The sequence below is a fragment of the Microbispora bryophytorum genome (assembly GCF_006874465.1).
In the GTDB taxonomy this organism is placed as follows: Bacteria; Actinomycetota; Actinomycetes; order Streptosporangiales; family Streptosporangiaceae; genus Microbispora; species Microbispora bryophytorum.
In genome coordinates, this window is the sequence record NZ_VIRL01000020.1 from 83,049 (window position 1) to 100,892 (window position 17,844).

At 68.9% G+C, this 17,844-nt stretch carries 15 protein-coding genes and 1 pseudogene; 5 read left to right on the forward strand and 11 right to left on the reverse strand.

Annotation, left to right across the window (positions count from 1 at the left end; all coding sequences use genetic code 11):
• Positions 1 to 35: 35 nt before the first annotated feature.
• Positions 36 to 983 carry a WD40 repeat domain-containing protein gene (locus FLX07_RS29070; RefSeq protein WP_142574874.1) on the reverse strand — a complete coding sequence of 316 codons (948 nt, stop codon included), beginning with the start codon at positions 981 to 983 and terminating at the stop codon, positions 36 to 38.
• 102 nt (positions 984 to 1,085) lie between these two features.
• Between FLX07_RS29070 and FLX07_RS38050 the strand changes: the two are divergent.
• From FLX07_RS38050 to FLX07_RS29080, 3 genes and pseudogenes are all read left to right on the forward strand, one after another.
• Positions 1,086 to 1,277: pseudogene (locus FLX07_RS38050) on the forward strand (transposase); the annotation flags it as partial.
• Positions 1,278 to 1,652: 375 nt separating this feature from the next.
• Positions 1,653 to 2,018 carry a GNAT family N-acetyltransferase gene (locus FLX07_RS38920; RefSeq protein WP_167748430.1) on the forward strand — a complete coding sequence of 122 codons (366 nt, stop codon included), beginning with the start codon at positions 1,653 to 1,655 and terminating at the stop codon, positions 2,016 to 2,018.
• 324 nt (positions 2,019 to 2,342) lie between these two features.
• Entirely contained in the window at positions 2,343 to 3,653 is a 1,311-nt protein-coding gene (locus FLX07_RS29080) for a DUF2716 domain-containing protein (protein ID WP_189104910.1), read from the forward strand.
• Between the two features lie 353 nt (positions 3,654 to 4,006).
• Here FLX07_RS29080 and FLX07_RS29085 read toward each other — a convergent pair whose 3' ends face one another.
• The 8 genes from FLX07_RS29085 to FLX07_RS29120 form a co-directional block, all read right to left on the reverse strand.
• Positions 4,007 to 5,725, reverse strand: a complete 1,719-nt coding sequence (locus FLX07_RS29085; protein ID WP_142574877.1) for a hypothetical protein — start codon at positions 5,723 to 5,725, stop codon at positions 4,007 to 4,009.
• A 578-nt stretch (positions 5,726 to 6,303) separates the two neighbouring features.
• Positions 6,304 to 7,053, reverse strand: a complete 750-nt coding sequence (locus tag FLX07_RS29090; protein ID WP_142574878.1) for an SDR family NAD(P)-dependent oxidoreductase — start codon at positions 7,051 to 7,053, stop codon at positions 6,304 to 6,306.
• The gene (locus tag FLX07_RS29095; protein WP_142574879.1) at positions 7,050 to 7,937 is read right to left on the reverse strand and encodes an NAD(P)-dependent oxidoreductase; all 888 of its coding nucleotides are present in this window, start codon (positions 7,935 to 7,937) and stop codon (positions 7,050 to 7,052) included. Before FLX07_RS29095 ends, FLX07_RS29090 begins: the two co-directional genes overlap by 4 nt.
• A 133-nt stretch (positions 7,938 to 8,070) precedes the next feature.
• Positions 8,071 to 9,324 (reverse strand): MFS transporter, encoded by a 1,254-nt coding sequence (locus FLX07_RS29100; protein WP_142574880.1) that lies wholly within the window; start codon positions 9,322 to 9,324, stop codon positions 8,071 to 8,073.
• 223 nt (positions 9,325 to 9,547) lie between these two features.
• Complete coding sequence (locus tag FLX07_RS29105) at positions 9,548 to 11,314, reverse strand: thiamine pyrophosphate-dependent enzyme (RefSeq protein WP_142574881.1); 1,767 nt, start codon at positions 11,312 to 11,314, stop codon at positions 9,548 to 9,550.
• A 54-nt stretch (positions 11,315 to 11,368) separates the two neighbouring features.
• A complete protein-coding gene (locus FLX07_RS29110) occupies positions 11,369 to 11,602 on the reverse strand; it encodes a hypothetical protein (RefSeq protein ID WP_142574882.1) in 234 nt (77 codons plus the stop codon).
• Between the two features lie 258 nt (positions 11,603 to 11,860).
• The gene (locus tag FLX07_RS29115; RefSeq protein WP_142574883.1) at positions 11,861 to 12,343 is read right to left on the reverse strand and encodes an RICIN domain-containing protein; all 483 of its coding nucleotides are present in this window, start codon (positions 12,341 to 12,343) and stop codon (positions 11,861 to 11,863) included.
• 102 nt (positions 12,344 to 12,445) lie between these two features.
• Positions 12,446 to 13,090, reverse strand: coding sequence for a hypothetical protein (locus tag FLX07_RS29120; protein ID WP_142574884.1), 645 nt, complete (start codon positions 13,088 to 13,090; stop codon positions 12,446 to 12,448).
• 134 nt (positions 13,091 to 13,224) lie between these two features.
• On the opposite strand from FLX07_RS29120, the gene FLX07_RS29125 reads away from it, so the two are divergent.
• Both FLX07_RS29125 and FLX07_RS29130 read left to right on the forward strand, forming a co-directional pair.
• On the forward strand, positions 13,225 to 15,243 hold the full coding sequence (locus FLX07_RS29125; protein WP_142574885.1) for a sensor histidine kinase: 2,019 nt from the start codon (positions 13,225 to 13,227) through the stop codon (positions 15,241 to 15,243).
• Complete coding sequence (locus FLX07_RS29130; protein ID WP_142574886.1) at positions 15,234 to 15,881, forward strand: response regulator transcription factor; 648 nt, start codon at positions 15,234 to 15,236, stop codon at positions 15,879 to 15,881. Before FLX07_RS29125 ends, FLX07_RS29130 begins: the two co-directional genes overlap by 10 nt.
• Positions 15,882 to 15,926: 45 nt before the next feature.
• Here the strand turns inward: FLX07_RS29130 and FLX07_RS29135 are convergent, their stop codons facing one another.
• Together FLX07_RS29135 and FLX07_RS29140 are read right to left on the reverse strand one after the other, a co-directional pair.
• Positions 15,927 to 16,967 carry a PP2C family protein-serine/threonine phosphatase gene (locus FLX07_RS29135; protein ID WP_142574887.1) on the reverse strand — a complete coding sequence of 347 codons (1,041 nt, stop codon included), beginning with the start codon at positions 16,965 to 16,967 and terminating at the stop codon, positions 15,927 to 15,929.
• 223 nt (positions 16,968 to 17,190) lie between these two features.
• Complete coding sequence (locus tag FLX07_RS29140; RefSeq protein ID WP_189104911.1) at positions 17,191 to 17,844, reverse strand: potassium channel family protein; 654 nt, start codon at positions 17,842 to 17,844, stop codon at positions 17,191 to 17,193.

A 17,844-nucleotide genomic window follows, 5' to 3' on the forward strand; every position in this document is an offset into this window, starting at 1 on the left:
CGTTCGCCCGGCGTCAGCCGAGGCCGCCCGAACCGTCACTCGGCGAGTACGTAGCCTCCCACCGAGGACGGGATGACGAAGGAGTCGAGCCGGCGCAGTTGGTGTGTGGCGCGGTTCACCCGATACCAGGTGTGCGTCCTGCGCAGGTCACCGTTCACGTGACGATCGGAGCGGGTCAGGACATCGAGGTGGCCGGCCTTGTCCCAGCGTGTCGTCAAGGCGGTCTCACCGGCGCGGAGCCGGATGGGGATGCTGGTCTTCTTCGCGGTGGCGAGGTTGCGGGTGAGGACCACGTTCTTGACGGAACCGCCGGTCTTCGTCCATTTCGGCGCGGCCACGGTGACGCCGTCGGGGCCGAGGTCGCCCCGCATGTACACCGACCGCCGTAACTTCACCGACCACGTGCCGGTCGCGTAGAGCACCGCCGTGCGGTTGTCGCCCGCCATCATGCGCGTCCCGTCCGGGCTGAAGTCCCAGGTCTGGTATCCCCTCGGCAGGGTGAACACCTTCCCCGTGGTCGTGTCCGCCACTCGGTCGACCTCCCGTTCGGAGGCGTTAACCCCGCGCAGGCTGAGAAACCGGCCACCCGGAGAGAGGGTGAGCGCGTCCATCCGGAGGTCGTCCGGCCATGCCACCGTGGGAACCTCGCGCGCCCTGCCGGTGGCGGCGTTCCAGATCGTGAGCACGCCGTCCTTCCCCGCGAAGTACGCGGCCTGCGCGCCATCCTGGGAGACGGCGATGACGCCGGCGACGGTGTACTCGTCGGCCGCCACGGTCCTGCGGGCGCCGGGGAGCGCGACGACACGGCCGTTGCTCAGCCAGATCTTCAACGGGCCGCAGGGATGACGGCCGCCGTCGGCCTGGAGGCAGGACCCGAGACCCGCGTAACGGATCACGGGTGGGGTCGCCGCTGCCTCGGCCTGGGGGGTGGTCATGAACGCCGCGGCGGCCAGCACCGCGGCCGACGCTACTCGGGACAGCATCCCGACATCTTCGCATTGATGCCGACATCATGGATGGTGGTCGCGCGATCCGGCTTCTGAGGCCGGTCACAGAATCAGGGCGCGTAACGGATTGTGATCTATCCGTACCCCGAGCGGCTGCGGCAGCAGTTCTAGGGCGACCTGGCGGTTCAGGACGGGCGGGCAGTGGCGGGAGATGTCCGAGGAATTAGGAGCCCGCGGACCGTTCACAATCGCTTCCGGCAGTGGAGGGATGCCGACGTCTTCGACGCCTTGCTGGAGGGGGTGATCGCGGAAGCCCGCGCGACACGGTCGAGCGCCTGATCAACTGGCTGCTCGATGGATGCGGCTCTGAAGCACCTTCGAATCGCGGCGGGATGAACCGGTTGTCCCTTCGCGGCTGGACAGGCATGATCGCGTGGAGTTCTGGACTACAGGGAGCGCGACGGGGACATGCGGCTGCTGGGGCGTAGACGGAAGTCGCAGGATGTCTGCCACGGAGGGACGCATATCATCCAAGCTGGAAGGCTGCAGTTCCGGAGTACGACCGAGAATGAGATGTTAGTGGGACTCGCCTCGGCGAGCGACTATGAGGCGCAATACCGGCTCGGTTGGAACGCGACGCACATCGTCTCCGAGCCACGGCGTTCGCAACTCCTGGACACCGGGTCGCGGCGGAGGGGCCGCATCATGCAGTTCAAAGATGCCTGGTACTTGCACGGGGTCGACAGTTACACCGGTCAGCATGCTGGAATGGTCTCTGTAGGGCGCCAGCCGCATGGTTACGAGATCGGCGGCTGGCTAGCTCCCGCATTTCGTCGGCATCGCTTGGGCAGCGAGCTGTACGGGGCGGCGCTGACACTGGCTCACGAGCACCTTGGCATCGCTACGGTCGTAGCGGGAGCGGAGAACACCAACACGGCCTGTAGGCGTGCTCTGGAGACGGCCGGATTCGTCGCCATGCAGAGGGCCCCCGTTCACGTTCTTCCGAACGGCCGAATGGTAAACTCATCATGGTATGCACACACAGCGAGCACCCCAAGACGGTGCAGTTGATAGGTGCAACTGTCGCGGGCGAATCGGTCGCAGTCGGTCAGGAAATGCTTTTGAGGCGAAGACCTTCTTGGCGCATTCAGTCCTGTAGCCACGCTCGTCCCCGCTTGGATATTCAATGGCGAGCAGCCCGAACGCAGGGGGCCATCAAGGATCGAGGACTGGGTGGCGCGCGGGGGTATGACCGCTCGACTTTCAGGCGTGGCGATCACCCTGCCCATCGGCTGCGAACTCGGCGCAGAAGGGTGTCTACGGTGCTCGGCGGGTGCTCGTGGCGGCAGACGTCGCCGCATAAGGTTTGATCGAGACTGGTTTGGGGTGGAGGGAGTGACCGGAGCAACTGAGGTGCTGTTAGCCGAATACGAGAATCAGTTACGGGGCCTGCTGCCGCAGGAGCTGCCGTGGGGAGCCGTAGTCGAGCGGGATGGACCGTTGGTGCGAACCCACTACGGAACCCACGGGATTGTCGAGCACACCGCTCTCCTCCGCGGCGATCTGGCGGGACTGATCCGCCGCCAACAGGAGATCTTCGCCGCCCGCTGCGAACCGATCGAGTGGAAGGTCCACTCCCACGACTCACCCCTGCTCGCAGAATCGCTGCGAGTTGCAGCATTCACGCCAGGGCCGGAACGCACTCTCCTGGCGGCCGACATCGCCGATATTCCGGCACCCGAAGGCCTACGGAGCGGCGCACGCGTACGACCCCACCTCCACGGGGAGCAGGAGCGGCTGCGCCGCATGGCCGCGGCCGCGCCCGAGCAACGACGGCCGCTCACGGAGTTGGAGGCTGATGGAACGGCCCGCGGTACGGGATCGGAGATGGAGGTCCTGGTGCTGGAGTACGACGGGCGGATCCTGGACGCAGTCTGGGTCGAGCGTGTGGGCGGCACTGACTTCGCGGCCATCGGCGGGATCACCCGCCCGCGGCCTGAGCTACTCCACGCCGCGGGCGCCTGGGCAGCGCGGCGCGGTCACCGGTACGTGATTCCCGGAAACACGCCACGTCATCTTGTCGCCGAAGCAGTTGACGCCTTTGTCCCCGCCTACGTCGCGGCTGGTTTTCATGAGATCGCCCGGGTGAGCACGTACCGCTGGGCGCCGCCCGGTGAGCCGGCCCGGGAGCGTCCCGCGAAGCAACTCCTGTCCGAACCGGAGCATGACGAGATCTGGATTCGTTTCGAAGCACGGTTCGATGTGACCTACGAGACGGCCGACCGTGGCTTCGCCGAACCTCCGGCTTCCGCCACGTGGCACCTCTACACCGCCGTCCGTCAGGACGACCCGCTGCTCGCCGAGGTGGAGGCGATCGTCGCGCGCGGACTACGGGCCGGCGCCCGGCCCGGCGATTGGCTCTACCGCCTCAAGTGGTACATCAGCGGCTCCCGTATCGACCCGAACCGCGTCGGCGGTCCGGGCCAGCCCCCCTGGTCGAGCTACGCGTACCTTGTCGACGAATACGTGGTCCAAGTCACCGAGGACCTTCGGATGGGCACGTTCGGTAACTGGCGGGAATCTTCCCTCTGTGTCTTCGGCGAGGAACTTCTCGCCCACGTGGACGAGGACCTCACTAACCTCCTCGGCACGGTGCTGCGGCGTGGCGGCCGTCCCGTCGGCAATATTTGGAGCTTCGGCCCCTGAGACCTGCCCCGCGAAGGTGTTGGCAAGATCTCCGAGATTGTCCTGACATGTCCATCACCTCCGGCCGACAGCGGACCAGGTACGGCATGCGCTTCCGGTCGCTGTCCCACAGTTCCTCTACCGACTTCTGAAGGGCGAAACGCTCGCGGACGTTGGTGAAGAACACCGCCGATGCGGGTAGCCCGCCTGATCCAGAGTGAAAGGAGAGCACTCCACGGCGGAGCGCCCTTTACGATCTTGCCTGCTTACCCGTTCCGTCCACCGTCAGCGCATCTGGCACCCGTGCCTGCCGCCGCACGTGACCAGGCTCGGTACGTGCGGTCGGGGCGGCTCCTCGTCAATCGGTTCGCGACCTACTCGGCATCGCAGGTGGTGGCTACGGACCCAGTCGGTTCCGTGGACCTCGTGCCAGTACCTTCGCCCTTCTTGCCTGCCTCGATGGGAGCGTAGCGCCGCCGTTGAAGCTCATCGCGTTCGACGTCCGGGATCGTCATCGATTCAGCAAGCACGGCGGCGAGCGCGTCCACTTGAGTGTTGTCGATGTCAGTGTGGAAGAGCCACCGGATATTCTCATCGCGCGTGATGAGGTCGATCGCCAAGCGCCCGTTTTTGTCCTGTGGGGTCGCTGCTCGGACGTATCGCACTCGGTCAATCGGGATGTCCTGACGGATCTCGCCTTGCTCAAGGAATGCGCTCGTCTTGGCCGTGATGATGCGGCGATCCGTGACGGCGACGAGTGTCTTTGCCGCCGCCTTGTCCATCGCTGCCGCCAACTTCTCCTTCGCCACGCTGAAGATCGCGGAAACTGGATCGAGGGCATCGAGCTGGTCGGGGAAGCCGAGGACACGTAAAGTCTCACCGTCCTCGAGGAACCACCGCAGAATGCGAAGGTACGGCTCGAGATCCAGCGATTTGGGTGCGCAGGCGACGCCCGGAGCCTCGAGCGGAGGGGCTGGTGGATGGAGAGCATCGGCAAGAGGCTCGAGCGCTTCTAGAAGACGGGCGGAGGTTTGGCGGGCTGCCTTCGAATCCTTCCGCTTCCCCGTCAGTGGCAGTGTGTCGCGTCCGGGGAGCTCGGCGATGATTCGTAGCTCCCGCGTCAGCGAGCCGACGAGGCTCGTCGTCTCGGCGAGAGCGGAGTCGAGCTCCGTGCGAGTGTCGTGCGCGATGGTGTCGACCAGCCGGGCCTCGCCGGCGTCTTCGAGTCCAGCGGCTCTCGCCCGCGCGGCGTGGAGCGCCTGGTATCCGGTCCACGCCTTGAGGGAAGACAGGAGGGCGTTGGCGTCGAAAAGGATCGCCTCGGCGTTCGTCTCGAGATACTCACGGCGGGCGTGTGTGTCGAGCCGGTGGATCTGCCGGATGTGATTGCCGACGTTCAGTCGGTACAGGTCAAGCTGCTTACGCAGGTCCGCCCTTTTGCCCGCGACGGTGTCCCACAGGGACGTCGGGACCGATCCGACCTCTCGCGCCTGGTCAACTACGTGATCGACGGTGGCGACGAGTGCCGTCAGTTCGGCCCACTGTCCGTGGCGGATAGTGGTGAGTACCTGGCTTGTCAACGCGATGTTGGTCCTGACAAGCCCCGTGACCTCACTCAGCTGCATCTGAAGGGCGACCATGGCCAGCGCTGGCCCGATCGCGGCCACGGTCTGTGCCACGCTCACCGCGTTCAAGGGAATGAGGCGGGCCTGGCCGACTATCTTGCCGTTGGCGAACACTGCTCCGAGGTTCGCGCCGTCCTTGACGGCGAGCGATCCGCCGGCCTTCAGCAGGGCCTGTGTCGCGTCGCTGATCCTGTAGAGCCCCTGCACGCTGGCGAATGCGTTTCCGAGGTTGCCCGCCACGGTCGCCGTGTTTCCGATTGAGGCGAGGACTGTGGAGATCTGCGTGCGGTCGGCGGCCGGCACGAGCCCAAAGTCGATCAAATCGAGTTTGAGTTCCACCGGGACCTCACCGAAGACGACAGCAACCCCTGGGAGCACCTCCGCCAGGACCGTCGATGCCGTCGTTGAGTCGAGGTCTGAGTTGGGCGTCGGATCATCCGAAATAGGTGAGTCGGCGGTATTGCCCATATCTCTCCCTTTATGCGAGTTCGGACACTCCGGTCTTCTGGCGGGGAAATCTTATTGGAACGGTCTATCCACGCCCCACGGTTCACATGATCACAGTTGCGTCACGATGGCACTATCCGTTCGCTCGCGCGAAACGTGCGCCCGGCTCGCCGTGCAAGTCAACGCACAATCGATTCCCGGCTATCTGGCCAGGGCAACTCCCTGCGGAACTGGCATCCCTGCGTTCCGTCGCTCCGCGGACGTCAGGATTCACCGCGCCACGACGGGGCGTTTGAGGCCGGCTGGCTCTATCGACCCGCGCACGGCCATGCCGCATTGCGTGCGCATCTCGAGGTACATCATTCCGCGAAAGAACCGGCCACACATGCCGCGAGTCGCACCCCTGGCCATCCGGACATGCCCCCGAGTGGCACAGCCGGCACGACTCCGGGTTACGGGTGGTCAGCGAAGCGGTTCGGCGGTGGTCCAGGCGCGTTCGAGGCTGGTGAAATAGATGGCTGTGCTGTCTTCGTCCTTGGCCGCCGTCAGGTACGGCACGGGGGCTTGGGCTGCCGGGGTGCCGTAGGCGTGGACGTCTACTAGAGACCGCCGCCGACGTCGAGGACGGTGCCGGTGACATAGGACGCCTGGTCCGACAGCAACCAGGCGACCGCATCGGCGATCTCCTCCGGTCTGCCGGGGCGTCCCATCGGGATGCGGGCCGCCACCCGCTCCGCTCGCCCCGGCTCTCCGGCGCGGGCGTGGATCGTGGTGTCGATGGTTCCCGGCGAGACGGCGTTGACCCGGATGCTCGCCGGGGCGAGCTCCCGGGCCAGTCCCACGGTCAGCGTCTCGACCGCCGCCTTGGTCGCGGCGTAGGCGACGTACTCGTGCGGCGAGCCGGTGCGGGCCGCGATCGAGGAGACGTTGACGATGGCGGGCGGGGGCACCGGTGTGCGTCCGGTCCAGCGCCGCGCCGCCTCCCGGCACAGCCGTACGGGCGCCACCAGGTTCACCTCGACGACCCGCCGCAGATCGGCGTCGGTCAGGTCGGTGAACGGCCCGATCCTGCCGGTCACCCCCGCGTTGTTCACCAGGCCCGCGACCTCGCCGACGGACTCGGCCAGCTCGAACAGCCTCTCCGGTGCGTCCTGTTCGGTCACGTCGAGCCGTATGCCGCGGGCGAGGGCGCCGGAGCGGCCGAGCTCGGCCTCCAGCGTCTCGGCCTCAGCGTCCGAGCTCGAGTGCGTGAAGACGACGCCGTATCCGTCCGCGCACAGGCGCCGCACCGTGCTCCGGCCGATCCCGCGCGTCCCTCCGGTGACGATGACGATCGGGCGAGAGGTCATCCGCGTGCTTCTTCCTCGTCTGTCCTGGCCTCGATCGCGTGGACGACGGCGGCCATGTCCAGATCGGCGTGGCCCAGCGCGAGGGTCTCGCCGAAGAGGGTATGGCAGACGTCCAGCAGCGGCGAGGCGATGCCGGCCCGGCGTGCCGCCTCGGCGATGAGCCGGTTGTTCTTCAGCACGTCGGCGATGGCGGCCTGGGCGGCGAAGTCACGCCCGGCCAGCTTGACCGCCTTCACCCGCGACACGTCGCTCGCCATCTGGCCCGAGTTCAGCACGTCCACGAGCAGCCCGACATCGAGGCCCTGGCGCTCACCGAAGTGAAGCGACTCCGCGAGGCCGGTGACCGTGGTGATCAGGAAGATATTGACGGCGAGCTTCGTCAGCAGCGCCTTGGGGGCGGGCCCGCACACCACCGTCTTGACGCACATCGGCTTCAGCAGCGGGCGGACCTCCTCCACGGTGTCCGGCCGGCCGGCGAGCATGGCCACCAGCCGCCCCTGCTCGGCCGGCACGCGGGAGCCGGAGATCGGCGCCTCGACGTAGCCGCCTCCGGCCGCGAGCACGTCGGCCTCCAGCCCCGCCGAGTAGACGGGAGAGGTCGTGCCCATGTGCACCACGACCCGGTCCGCGACGTTGCGGCCGAAGGCGGGCGTGCCCCGCTCCAGCACCGCGTCGATCGCGGCCTCGTCGGCCAGCATGAGGATCACCACCCGAGCCCGCCGGAACACCTCGGCCGCGCTGCCGGCCACCTCCGCGCCCGCGGCGCGCAGCGGCTCGCTCCTGGCGGCCGTGCGGTTCCACACCACGAGCGGGGTTCCGGCGCGGACCAGGTTCAGCGCCATGGGCTGCCCCATGATCCCGAGACCGACGAAACCCACGTCCATCCGTTCGCCTCCCCGCGCACGTCCCGTGCCGCCTGACGGCACGCCGGAACCGTTGTAGCCGATGGCGCGGCGGTGGTCTTGAACGATTGTGCTCGTCAGGGGTTCTGTCACTCCGCGCCGGCCACGGCCCCCGTCACGAACCGGCCGGCTCGCGCCGGCTCAGCGCCTCGTAGACGAGGGTGCCGGCGGCCACAAGGGCGACCACGACACCGTAGACCAGTGCGGTTTCCCGCAGGCCCTGCGTGGTGATGGCTATCCCGGCGATCAACGCCGGGATACTGAAAGCCAGGTAGCTCACCACGTAGATCGCGGAGATCAGCGCGCCTCGCTCATGCGGCGCCGCGAGCTGGCTGACCGTCCGGAAGGCGCCGAGGTAGGCCGGCCCCCACCCGGCGCCGGCGACGAGCGTCGCCGCGACGAAGACGGTCAGCGAAGACGACGCCACGGCGACGATCAGCAGAATCGTTCCGAGGAGGAGCAGCAGCGTTCCCTCGCGCTGGAGGCGCTCCGGTGCACGCTTCCTGAGCAGCACGGACGCCAACGCCGAGACTGCGGCGAGCGCTCCGAGCGTGAGGCCGATCGCCGCGTGGTTGTGCTCGTCGAACACCGCGGCGAGCAGCGAGGCCCCGACGGAGAGGATCAGCCCGCCGAGCATCCACGTGGAGACCATGACGGGGACCGCGCGCAGGAACGCACGCTTGGCCGGCGCGGGGACGAGCACCTTCGGGCGCAGCGCGGCGGCGGCGCCGGGGGTCCGGGCGACGGTCTCGGGAAGCACCGCCGTCGCGATCGCGAGGACGATGAACGCCGCCGTGAGAATCACGAAGATCAGCTGGGTGGGGTGCGGGGCGTACTGGATCAGCACCCCGGTCCCGATCGTGCCGATGCTCAAGCCTGCGGTAGTGGCCGCGCCGTTGACGAGCGATCCGAGCCGCGAGCCGTCGGCGGGTTGCAGGTCGAGCAGGTACGCGCCGACCACACCGATCGCGGCACCGGTCGCGAGGCCCTGGACGACGCGGGCGGCGAAGAGGGCGGCGACGCCGTGCGCGCCGAGGAAGACGGCCATCGCGGCCGCCTCGGCGACCAGCGCCGCGGCGAGGACCGGGCGGCGGCCGAGGAAGTCGGAGAGCCGTCCCACCGTGAGCAGGCTGACGAGCAGTGCGAGCACGTAGACGGCGAAGATCCCCGTGAGCGTGAGGGCGCTGAAGCCGAACTCGGCCTGGTACACGGGATAGAGGGGGCTCGGCGCGCTCGACGCGGACAGCAGGATGGCGGTGGTGCCCGCCACCAGCCAGAAGGCCGCGGCGCGCGGCAGCGCCGGGAGGCCGCGGCGTCTCACCGCCGGGGTGTCGAGGGCGTGCTGTCGTTCGTGCAGGCGACTTGTCATCGTGGCTCCGGGCTGGCGTTCGAAATAGATCGAACGGTTGTAACCGCCCCGCCCCGCATTTAGTTCCAAAAATCTCGAAATGTTCGCCCGCCGTGACGCGTGAGCTTTCCCACTACCCGAGCCGACGATGCCGATCACGGTGACAGGTTGGCCGCGGAAGGGGGAGCCGGCTGGGAACAGGTCCCGCGGGTACGGCTGGTCACGCCGCGGGTCGCCGGCGCCGTCAGGACAGCAGCTCGTTGATCTTGTCGCGGGCGACCGTGGCGAGGACGCCCGCCCTGTGCGGCTGGCCGCGCAGGAACGCCTCGGTGAAGTGCTTGGCCTGCTCGTACTTCACCTTGCCCGGCATCGGCGGCTCGTTGGGATTGACGTCGCAGTCCACCAGGGCCGGCCCGTCGTGCGCCAGGGCCTCGCGGATCGCCCCCGGCAGGTCCTTCGGGTCCTTGATCTTCGCGCCGTACGCTCCGCAGGCGCGGGCCCAGGCGGAGAAGTCGGCCTCGGGCTGCCGGTGCCGCACGGCGTACTCGGGGTAGCCGAGGATGATCTGCTCCCACAGAATCTGCCCGTAGCTGTTGTTGTTGTTGACCACGACCTTGATGGGCAGGTCGTGCCGCACGGCGGTGAGGAAGTCGGCCATGAGCATGGCGAAGCCTCCGTCGCCCACGAAGGCGATCACCTGGCGGCCGGGGAAGGCGTGCTGGATGCCGATGGCGTACGGCAGGCCCGGGGCCATGGTGGCGAGGTTGCCCGACAGGTAGAACTCCCGTCCGCCGCGGATCGTCCAGTGCCGCGCGGCCCACGTCGCGATCGTCCCGGAGTCGCAGGTCAGTACGGCGTCGTCGGAGGCCGCCTCGTCGACGCAGCCCATGAGGTACTGCGGTGCGATGGGGTCGCGCGAGGGGTCCTGCAGCGCCTTCATGTCCTTCCGCCAGGTGTCCATCTTGCGCTGGTACTTCTCCAGGAACGACCGGTCCTTCGCCGGTTCGAGCATGGGCAGCAGTGCCTGCAACGCCAGTTTGGCGTCGGCGGCGACCGGGGCCTGCGTCGGCCGCCGGATGCCGAGCAGGGTGGGGTCGACGTCGATCTGCACCACCCGCGCATGTCCCTCGGGCGGCAGGAACGTGCCGTAGGGGAAGGACGTGCCGACCATGAACAGCGTGTCGCACTCCTCCATCAGCTCCTCGCTCGGCGCGGTGCCGAGCAGGCCGAGCCCGCCGGTGGTGAGCGGGTGGTCGTCGGGCACCACGAACTTGCCCGGCAGGCTCTTGACGATGGGGCTGGCCAGCCTGTCGGCGACCGCCAGCACCTCCTCGCGGGCGTGCCGCGCGCCGACGCCGACGAGCATGGCGATCTTCTTGCCCTGCCGCAGCACCTCGGCCGCCCTGGTCAGGTCCTCCTCGACCGGCCGTAGCGGCGGGTCGGAACAGGTCGTCAGGCTCGAGGGCGGGGTGCCGGGGCCGACGTGCCGGTACGGGTCCTCGCTCGCAGGCGCCACCTGGATGTCGTTGGGGAAGGTCAGGTGCGACACCGTCCGCCTGGTCAGCGCGTTGCGCACCGCGAGGTCGACCACGCCGGGCATCTGCTGTGGATTGGTGACCATCAGGTTGTAGGCGGCCAGGTCCTGGTAGAGGCGGTCGAGGTGGACCTCCTGCTGGTAATGGGTCCCCAGCACCGCGGTCTCCTGCATGCCGGTCAGGGCCAGCACGGGGACGTGGTCGAGCTTGGCGTCGTACAGGCCGTTCAGCAGGTGGATGGCACCCGGCCCGGAGGTCGCGGCGCACACGCCGAGACGGCCGGTCGCCTTCGCGTAGCCGGTCGCCATGAACGCGGCGGCCTCCTCGTGGTGCACCAGGATGAACCGCAGCTCCTTCCGGTGCCGGCGGAAGCCCTCCATCAGGCCGTTGATCCCGTCACCGGGGAGCCCGAAGATCGTGTCGACCCCCCACTCCACCAGCCGCCGGGCCAGGCTCTCACCCACGATCTCGGTCATGTCCGCCTCCGATCGACAGCGGCCGTACGGGCGCCCCGGCGTCCGCGCGTGCCTTCAGCGGCCCCGGGCTCCGCGCCCCTTGGCCAGTGCGGTCCGGTGACCGCCCCGCCGGCCGAGGGCGTACGCGGCGACGAGGCCGGCGGCGACGGCGAGCCGCTTCGGGGACGACAGCGCGGACTTCAGCTGTTTCGCGCCGCCCTTCGGGTCGGCCACGGCGCCCGCGACACTGCCGATCGCCGACGCCAGTCTGTCGCCGGCGCTCTTCACCGCGTTGCTCCGAACATTCATGATCGACTCCGGCATCGAACGGCTCGCGTCACCCGATCGGCTCGCGGCTTCCGAACGGCTCGCGCGACGAGCCCTTCCCGCCCCCCGAACCCGTAAACGACGCCCCAGGTCACGGCGGCTTTGTCCGCAGCAGACCCGGATGTCGCGCGGCCTGCGCCAGCACGAACCCGGCCGACACGTCGGTCTCCAACGCCTCCAGGGCGGCTGCGACCGCCTTATCGATTCAAGCCGGATGAATCGAGCTTTTCGATCAGCGATTTACCGGATGGAGAAACTCTCCGGCCGCCAGCTCCAGTTGCAGGCACGGACTCCCAGTAAGTGGGCCCCGAAGGTCATGGAATAGATGCATCTGTACGTGCTCCTGTTGCTAATGCCCCATCCTTTGGAGCCCCAGTTGCTGAAGTACCACATCTGCTTGTAGGAGCCATTGCAGCGAGCGGCGCGGATGCCCGAGGACGCGTCCTCCACACATCGGCCGGTGGAACGGTTCACCAGATAATGAGTGCCGTCAGGGTTGTTGATGACGTCGAACTTCTGGAACACGAGGCCGTTGCACGGGAAGGTGCGCAGGCCGTAGGCGCTGTCGTCGAGACATCTCCCGGTCTCGTTGCTCTTGATGACGCGGGTTCCGCCGAGGCCCACATACCCTGGGCTCGAAGCCGCGGCATCGGCCGTTGTCGCGGTGACGGCTGCCGTCGCCGTGACGAGAAGAACGACGACGACACCGGTTGAGCTCTTCATAGCACTTTCCTTTCACTGGCGGCCGCTGCCAGCCGAGGGTCGATGACCAGGTGAAACCAGGGGCAGAACACTGTCTTCTGGCACGACAGCCGCCGCGGGCGGTCATTTCCGGGTCACCGCCATCACTCCGGCAGCGGCGGCCCAGATGCCGATGAGCGACCCGACCGGGAACAGGGGGTCGAACCGGTCGGTGAACGCGATCGTGGCGGAGGCGAGCGCATAGGCCAGCCCGCCGGCCAGGCCGAGCGCGAGCGTGATGCGGTTGCCGACCGTCCGGGTGAGGCCGCCGGCGACGGCGAGGAACGCGATGCTCAGGCCCCGGAGCGTGTCGATGATCGTCTCGTTCCACGTTTGCATCGTGGAGATGATCGTCGGCTGACCCGCCGCGAGGGAGTCGGCCTCCAGCGCGGCGAACAGGTGCGCGGCCATACCGACGGTGGCGAGGGCGCCGATGCCGGCGACGACCTTGGTCGCCGCGGCCATGCTCCTGCCGACGTCGCGGCGTGAGATCGCGAAGATCCCGGCGGCGAACAGGCCCATCGAGAGCAGCAGCAGCGCGTGGGAGGGATACCAGCTCGGCTGCACGAGCATCTCGTGCAGCTGCTGGACCTTGTCGCCCTCGCCGCTGTCGCCGGGATGGGTGGCGCCGCCGGCGATGAAGGTGATGCCGCCCAGCACCAGGCAGCTGCCACTGACCCGGTTGAGCCGCGAGACGGTGGAAGGGCGCGTCGTGACCGGCGTGCTCATGGTTGCCTCCTCGTGCATGCCGTTGATGGGTCAACGGTGGCCGACAGGCGTCCTTCGCGGATGCGTGCAGACCCTGCTCTTCCGCAGGGAAAACCCTCATTCGCAGGGGCGTTCGGCTGTGTCACCATTCCGGTGTGGCCGCAGCGGCGAACGCGTACGAGGAGGCCCCGCCGGCCGCCCGTGAGGCGGGACTCGGCGTGGTGGCGCTGGTGGTCGCCGTGCTCGTCGGCTACGGGTGGCATCTCGGGTTCCACCTCGCGAACGCCCACAACGGGCTGATCGCGGCGTCGTGGACGGCGGTCGGGCTCTACGTCGTCCGGATGCGGCCCCGGCACCGGGAGGGCTGGCTGTTCGTGGCCACCGGTGTGGTGCACGCCGTGATGTTCTTCGGCCGGCAGTACGGCCTGCACGAAGGTCCGCTGCCGGCGGCGTCATGGCTGGGGTGGGTCGGCGTCTGGCCGCTGCCGCTCGCGATCGCGGCGTTCGGCTGGATGCTGATGGCGTTCCCCGACGGCAGGCTGCTCTCCCGGAGATGGCTCGGTGCCGCATGGGGCATGGCCGCGGTGGCGGTCGCGATGGCGACGGCCTCCGCGTTGTGGCCGGTGGAGTACGACCGGACCGGTCTGGTCGCGCCGCACCCGTTCGATGTGCCGGGGGCCGCGGCGGCCGCCCGGGTGTGGGAGTACGCGCAGTTCGGCTACCTGCTCTTCCAGGCGCTCGGGACGGCCGCGATCGTGATCCGCCTGCGGCGCACCGGCGGCGACGAGGCGCGCCGGATGCGGTGGCTGGCGTTCGCGGTCGTGATGGACCTCCTGATCCTGGCGACCGGCGTGGTGATCCTCGGCAGCCCGGTGCCGGGGTTGCTCGTCTTGCCGCTCGTGCCGGTCGCCGCCGCGTTCGGGATCTTGAGGCACCGGCTCTACGACATCGATCCGGTCATCAACAAGACCATCGTCGTCGGAGCAATGCTGCTGCTCATCACCGCCGGCTACGTCGCGCTCGTGGTCGGCGTCGGCGGGCTGGTGCCGGTAGAGGAACGCTGGCGGTCGCTGTTCGCGACCGCCGTCGTCGCAGTGGTGTTCGAGCCGTTGCGGCGACGTGCCCAGCGTCTGGCCGACCGCCTCGTCTACGGGCCGCGGGCGACGCCGTACGAGGCGCTGTCCCGGCTGTCGGCTCAGCTCACCGCGGCACCTGAGGAGCTGCTGGACGGGATCGCCGCGACGGTCGCGAGCGCGCTCGGCGCAAGAGAGGTGGTCGTCTGGGTCGGCGACGAGGCGTGCATGGTCCCGCGGGCGGGCTGGCCTCACCCCGTGGGCCGGGTCGATCCTGCGCCTCTGAGCGGCCTGCACCATGGACTGCATCACGGGGGGCCGCGCTGGCACGTGCGGCCGATCGTCGACCAGGGCACTGCCCGTGGCGCGATCGCCGTCCGCAAACCGCCCGGTGAGCCCCTGACCGCGGCCGAGGAGCGGCTGCTGACGGACCTGGTCGCGCAGACCGGTCTGGTGATCGTCCAGCAGGAGCAGGCTCAGCAGTTGCAGGCGGCCGCGCGGCGCATCGTCTCCGCGGAGGACGCGGCCCGGCGGCGCTTGGAGCGTGACCTCCATGACGGCGTGCAACTCCGGCTGGTGACGCTGGGGCTGGAGCTCGGCGCTCTCGCCGAGCAGGCGAAGGCGTCCGGCGACGGCCTCCTCGCGTCCAGGGCCAAAGACGCTCGCGCGCACCTGCTGGAGGCCACTGCAGATCTTCGCGAACTGGCCCGCGGCCTGCATCCCATGGTGCTCGCGCAGGACGGTTTGGAAGCCGCGCTGGCCGCCGTGGCCGACCGGTCCGCCATCCCCGTGCGGCTGCGGGTGAGTGTCGGGAGCAGACTGCCACGCGAGATCGAGGCGACGGCGTACTACCTGGTCAGCGAGTCGATCACGAACGCGGCGCGGCACTCGGCGGCGAGCGTGGTGACCGCCGACGTCACCATAGGTGGCGATGGGCTGCGGATCGTGGTGACCGACGACGGTCGCGGCGGTGCACGGCCCGCGGCGGGCAGCGGGCTGCAAGGGCTCGCGGACCGGGTCGCCGCGTTGGGAGCCAGGCTCGAACTCGACAGTCCTGCCGGTGGTGGGACGCGGCTCAGGACGGTTCTGCCATGCGGGTGATCGTCGCCGACGATGCGCTGCTGTTCCGGGAGGGGATGACGCGCATCCTCACCGAGATGGGTTTCGAGGTGATCGGTCAGGCGCGCCACGGTGCCGAGCTGGTCGGTCTGGTGCGCCGGGATCCACCCGCCGTGGTCATCACCGACCTGCGAATGCCGCCGGGCTTCGCCGACGAAGGCATCGAGGCTGCCACCGAGATCCGGTGTTTCGCACCGCAGGTGGGACTCATGCTGCTGTCGCAGTACGTCGAGGTGCACCACGCACTGCGGCTCATGAACGAGTTCGACGGCGCGGTCGGTTATCTCCTCAAGGACCGGGTGTCGGATCTCGGAGCGTTCGCCGTCGACATCCGCCGGGTCGCGGCCGGCGAGGTCGTCATCGACCCGGAGCTGGTGTCGCGGCTGGTCGGCCGCCGCAGGGAACACGACCCCCTCGCCGAGCTGACCGATCGCGAGCGCGAGGTCCTGGCGCTGATGGCCCAGGGACTGACGAACGCGGCACTGGCCAAGGAGCTTTTCGTCAGCCCGAAGACCGTCGAGGGCTACGTGCGCAGCGTCTTCACCAAACTCGGTCTGGCGCCGGGCGAGCGGGAGCACCGGCGCGTGCTGGCGGTGTTGCAGTTCCTGCGCAAGCCCTGACCCATCGTCGGCGACATGCCCGGACGGCTCGTCCGGAGCGCCGACTCATCCGGGATGACGGCGCAGCAGGAGCATGGCGGCGTCGTCGGGGAAGGGGCCGCCGGCGTGGCGCAGCATGTCGGCGCGTAGTTCGTCGAGGGCCGCCTGCGGATCGTCGCTCCGCAGGAGATGCGCCCGCTCCGCGAGCGGATAGAAGCGGCCCTGACGGTCGCGGCACTCGATCACGCCGTCGGTGTAGAAGAGGATTTGGTCACCCTCCTCGAACGGCACCCGGTGGGGCTTGGGCCGTGGCGACCCGAGCGCGCCGAGCCCGAGCGGGAGGGCCTCCTCCTGCGGCTCCGCGAAGTGGACGCCGCCGTCGCGCCGCAGCACGAGAGGGGCGGGGTGGCCGCAGTTGAGCAGGGAGATCTCCCCCTCATGCACCTCCGCGAGTATGGCGGTGACGAACTTCTCGCCGCTCAGGTGCCGGGCCAGACTGGTCTCCACGCGCTCGACCACACCGGCGAGTTCGGACTGGTCGTAGGCGGCCTCACGGAACGCGCCGAGCACCCACGCCGCAGTTTCGACCGCCTCCAGGCCCTTGCCCTGCACGTCGCCGATGAGAATCCGTACGCCCTCCGGGGTGGTCACCACCTCGTAGAGGTCGCCGCCGATCTGGGCCTCCGCGGCGGCGGAGGTGTAGGAGAGCGCGATCCGCAGGTCGCTCGCGCGGCGGGGGACCGGGCGCAGGAGCACCCTCTGGGCCGCCTCGGCGACGAGGCGGACATTGGCCAGCTCGCGCTCGCGCCGGTTGCGCAGTCTGCTGGCCAGCATGCTCGCGGCGGTGACGCCGACGATCGCGGCGAGAGTGAGGTAGTTGCTCGTCCGGCCGAGCAGGCCGTCGTACACGGCGAGGGGGACGCAGATGGCGAGGGCCAGCACCCCCACCAGGGCCGTGCGGCGCACGCTGCCCGTCACCGAGGCGAAGGCCGGGCCCAGCGTGAGGAGCGCCAGGAAGCCCACACGGGGTCCGGTGATCAGGTCGACCACGACGACCAGGAGAATCGCGATGAACGGCAACGCACGCAGGACGCTCTGGGAACTCATCGCGACTCCATAGCCGGCCCCCACCGTCAGCACATGATTCCTTTGATGGCTTTACTCCTTCCCGCGTAGTGAACGGGGCACTCCCCCTTGCCCGCCGCGGATGCCATGTCGGGCGGGCCGGTCAAGTTGGGCACGTCCCTCCCGATCACTATCAGTAGTGACGTTACTCGAATACGTGAGGCGGTTGCCGGTAAAGCCGGACATCTGGCTCCCGCCCACGCCGTCACGGCAGCTCCGCGAAGCGCTCGACCTGGTCCGTACGGCCCGACACGATGATGACGTCGCCATAGCCGAGCTCGGTCTCGGCGGTGGCGTAGGTGAACTCCTCGCCCGGCCGCTTGACCGCCACCACCGTCACCCCGCACTTTCGGCGCAGGCTCGACTCGCCGAGGGGGACTCCGACGTACTCCTTGGGCGGAAGGGTCTTGACCAGGGCGAAGTTCTCGTCGACCTCCATGTAGTCGAGCATCCGCCCGCTCACCAGGTGGGCCACGCGCTCACCCATGTCGTGCTCGGGGAAGACCACGTGCTGGACGCCGATCCGGCTGAGGATACGGCCGTGCTGCCGGCTGACGGCCTTGGCCCAGATGTCGTCGATCTCCATCTCCACCAGCAGCGACGAGGTGAGGATGCTGGCCTCGAGGTCGTTGCCGATGGCGCACACCGCGCGGTAGAAGTCCGGCAGGCCGAGCTGGCGCAACGCCTCGGGGTCGGTGGCGTCGGCGGTGGCGATGTGCGTGATCTGTCCCGCGAGGCTCTGCACCACCTTGGGGCGATGGTCGATGGCGAGCACCTCGGTGCCGCGCCGCACCAGCTCCAGGGCGAGCGCGGTGCCGAAGCGGCCCAGACCGATCACGGCCACGGGGTCGTTTCTCAT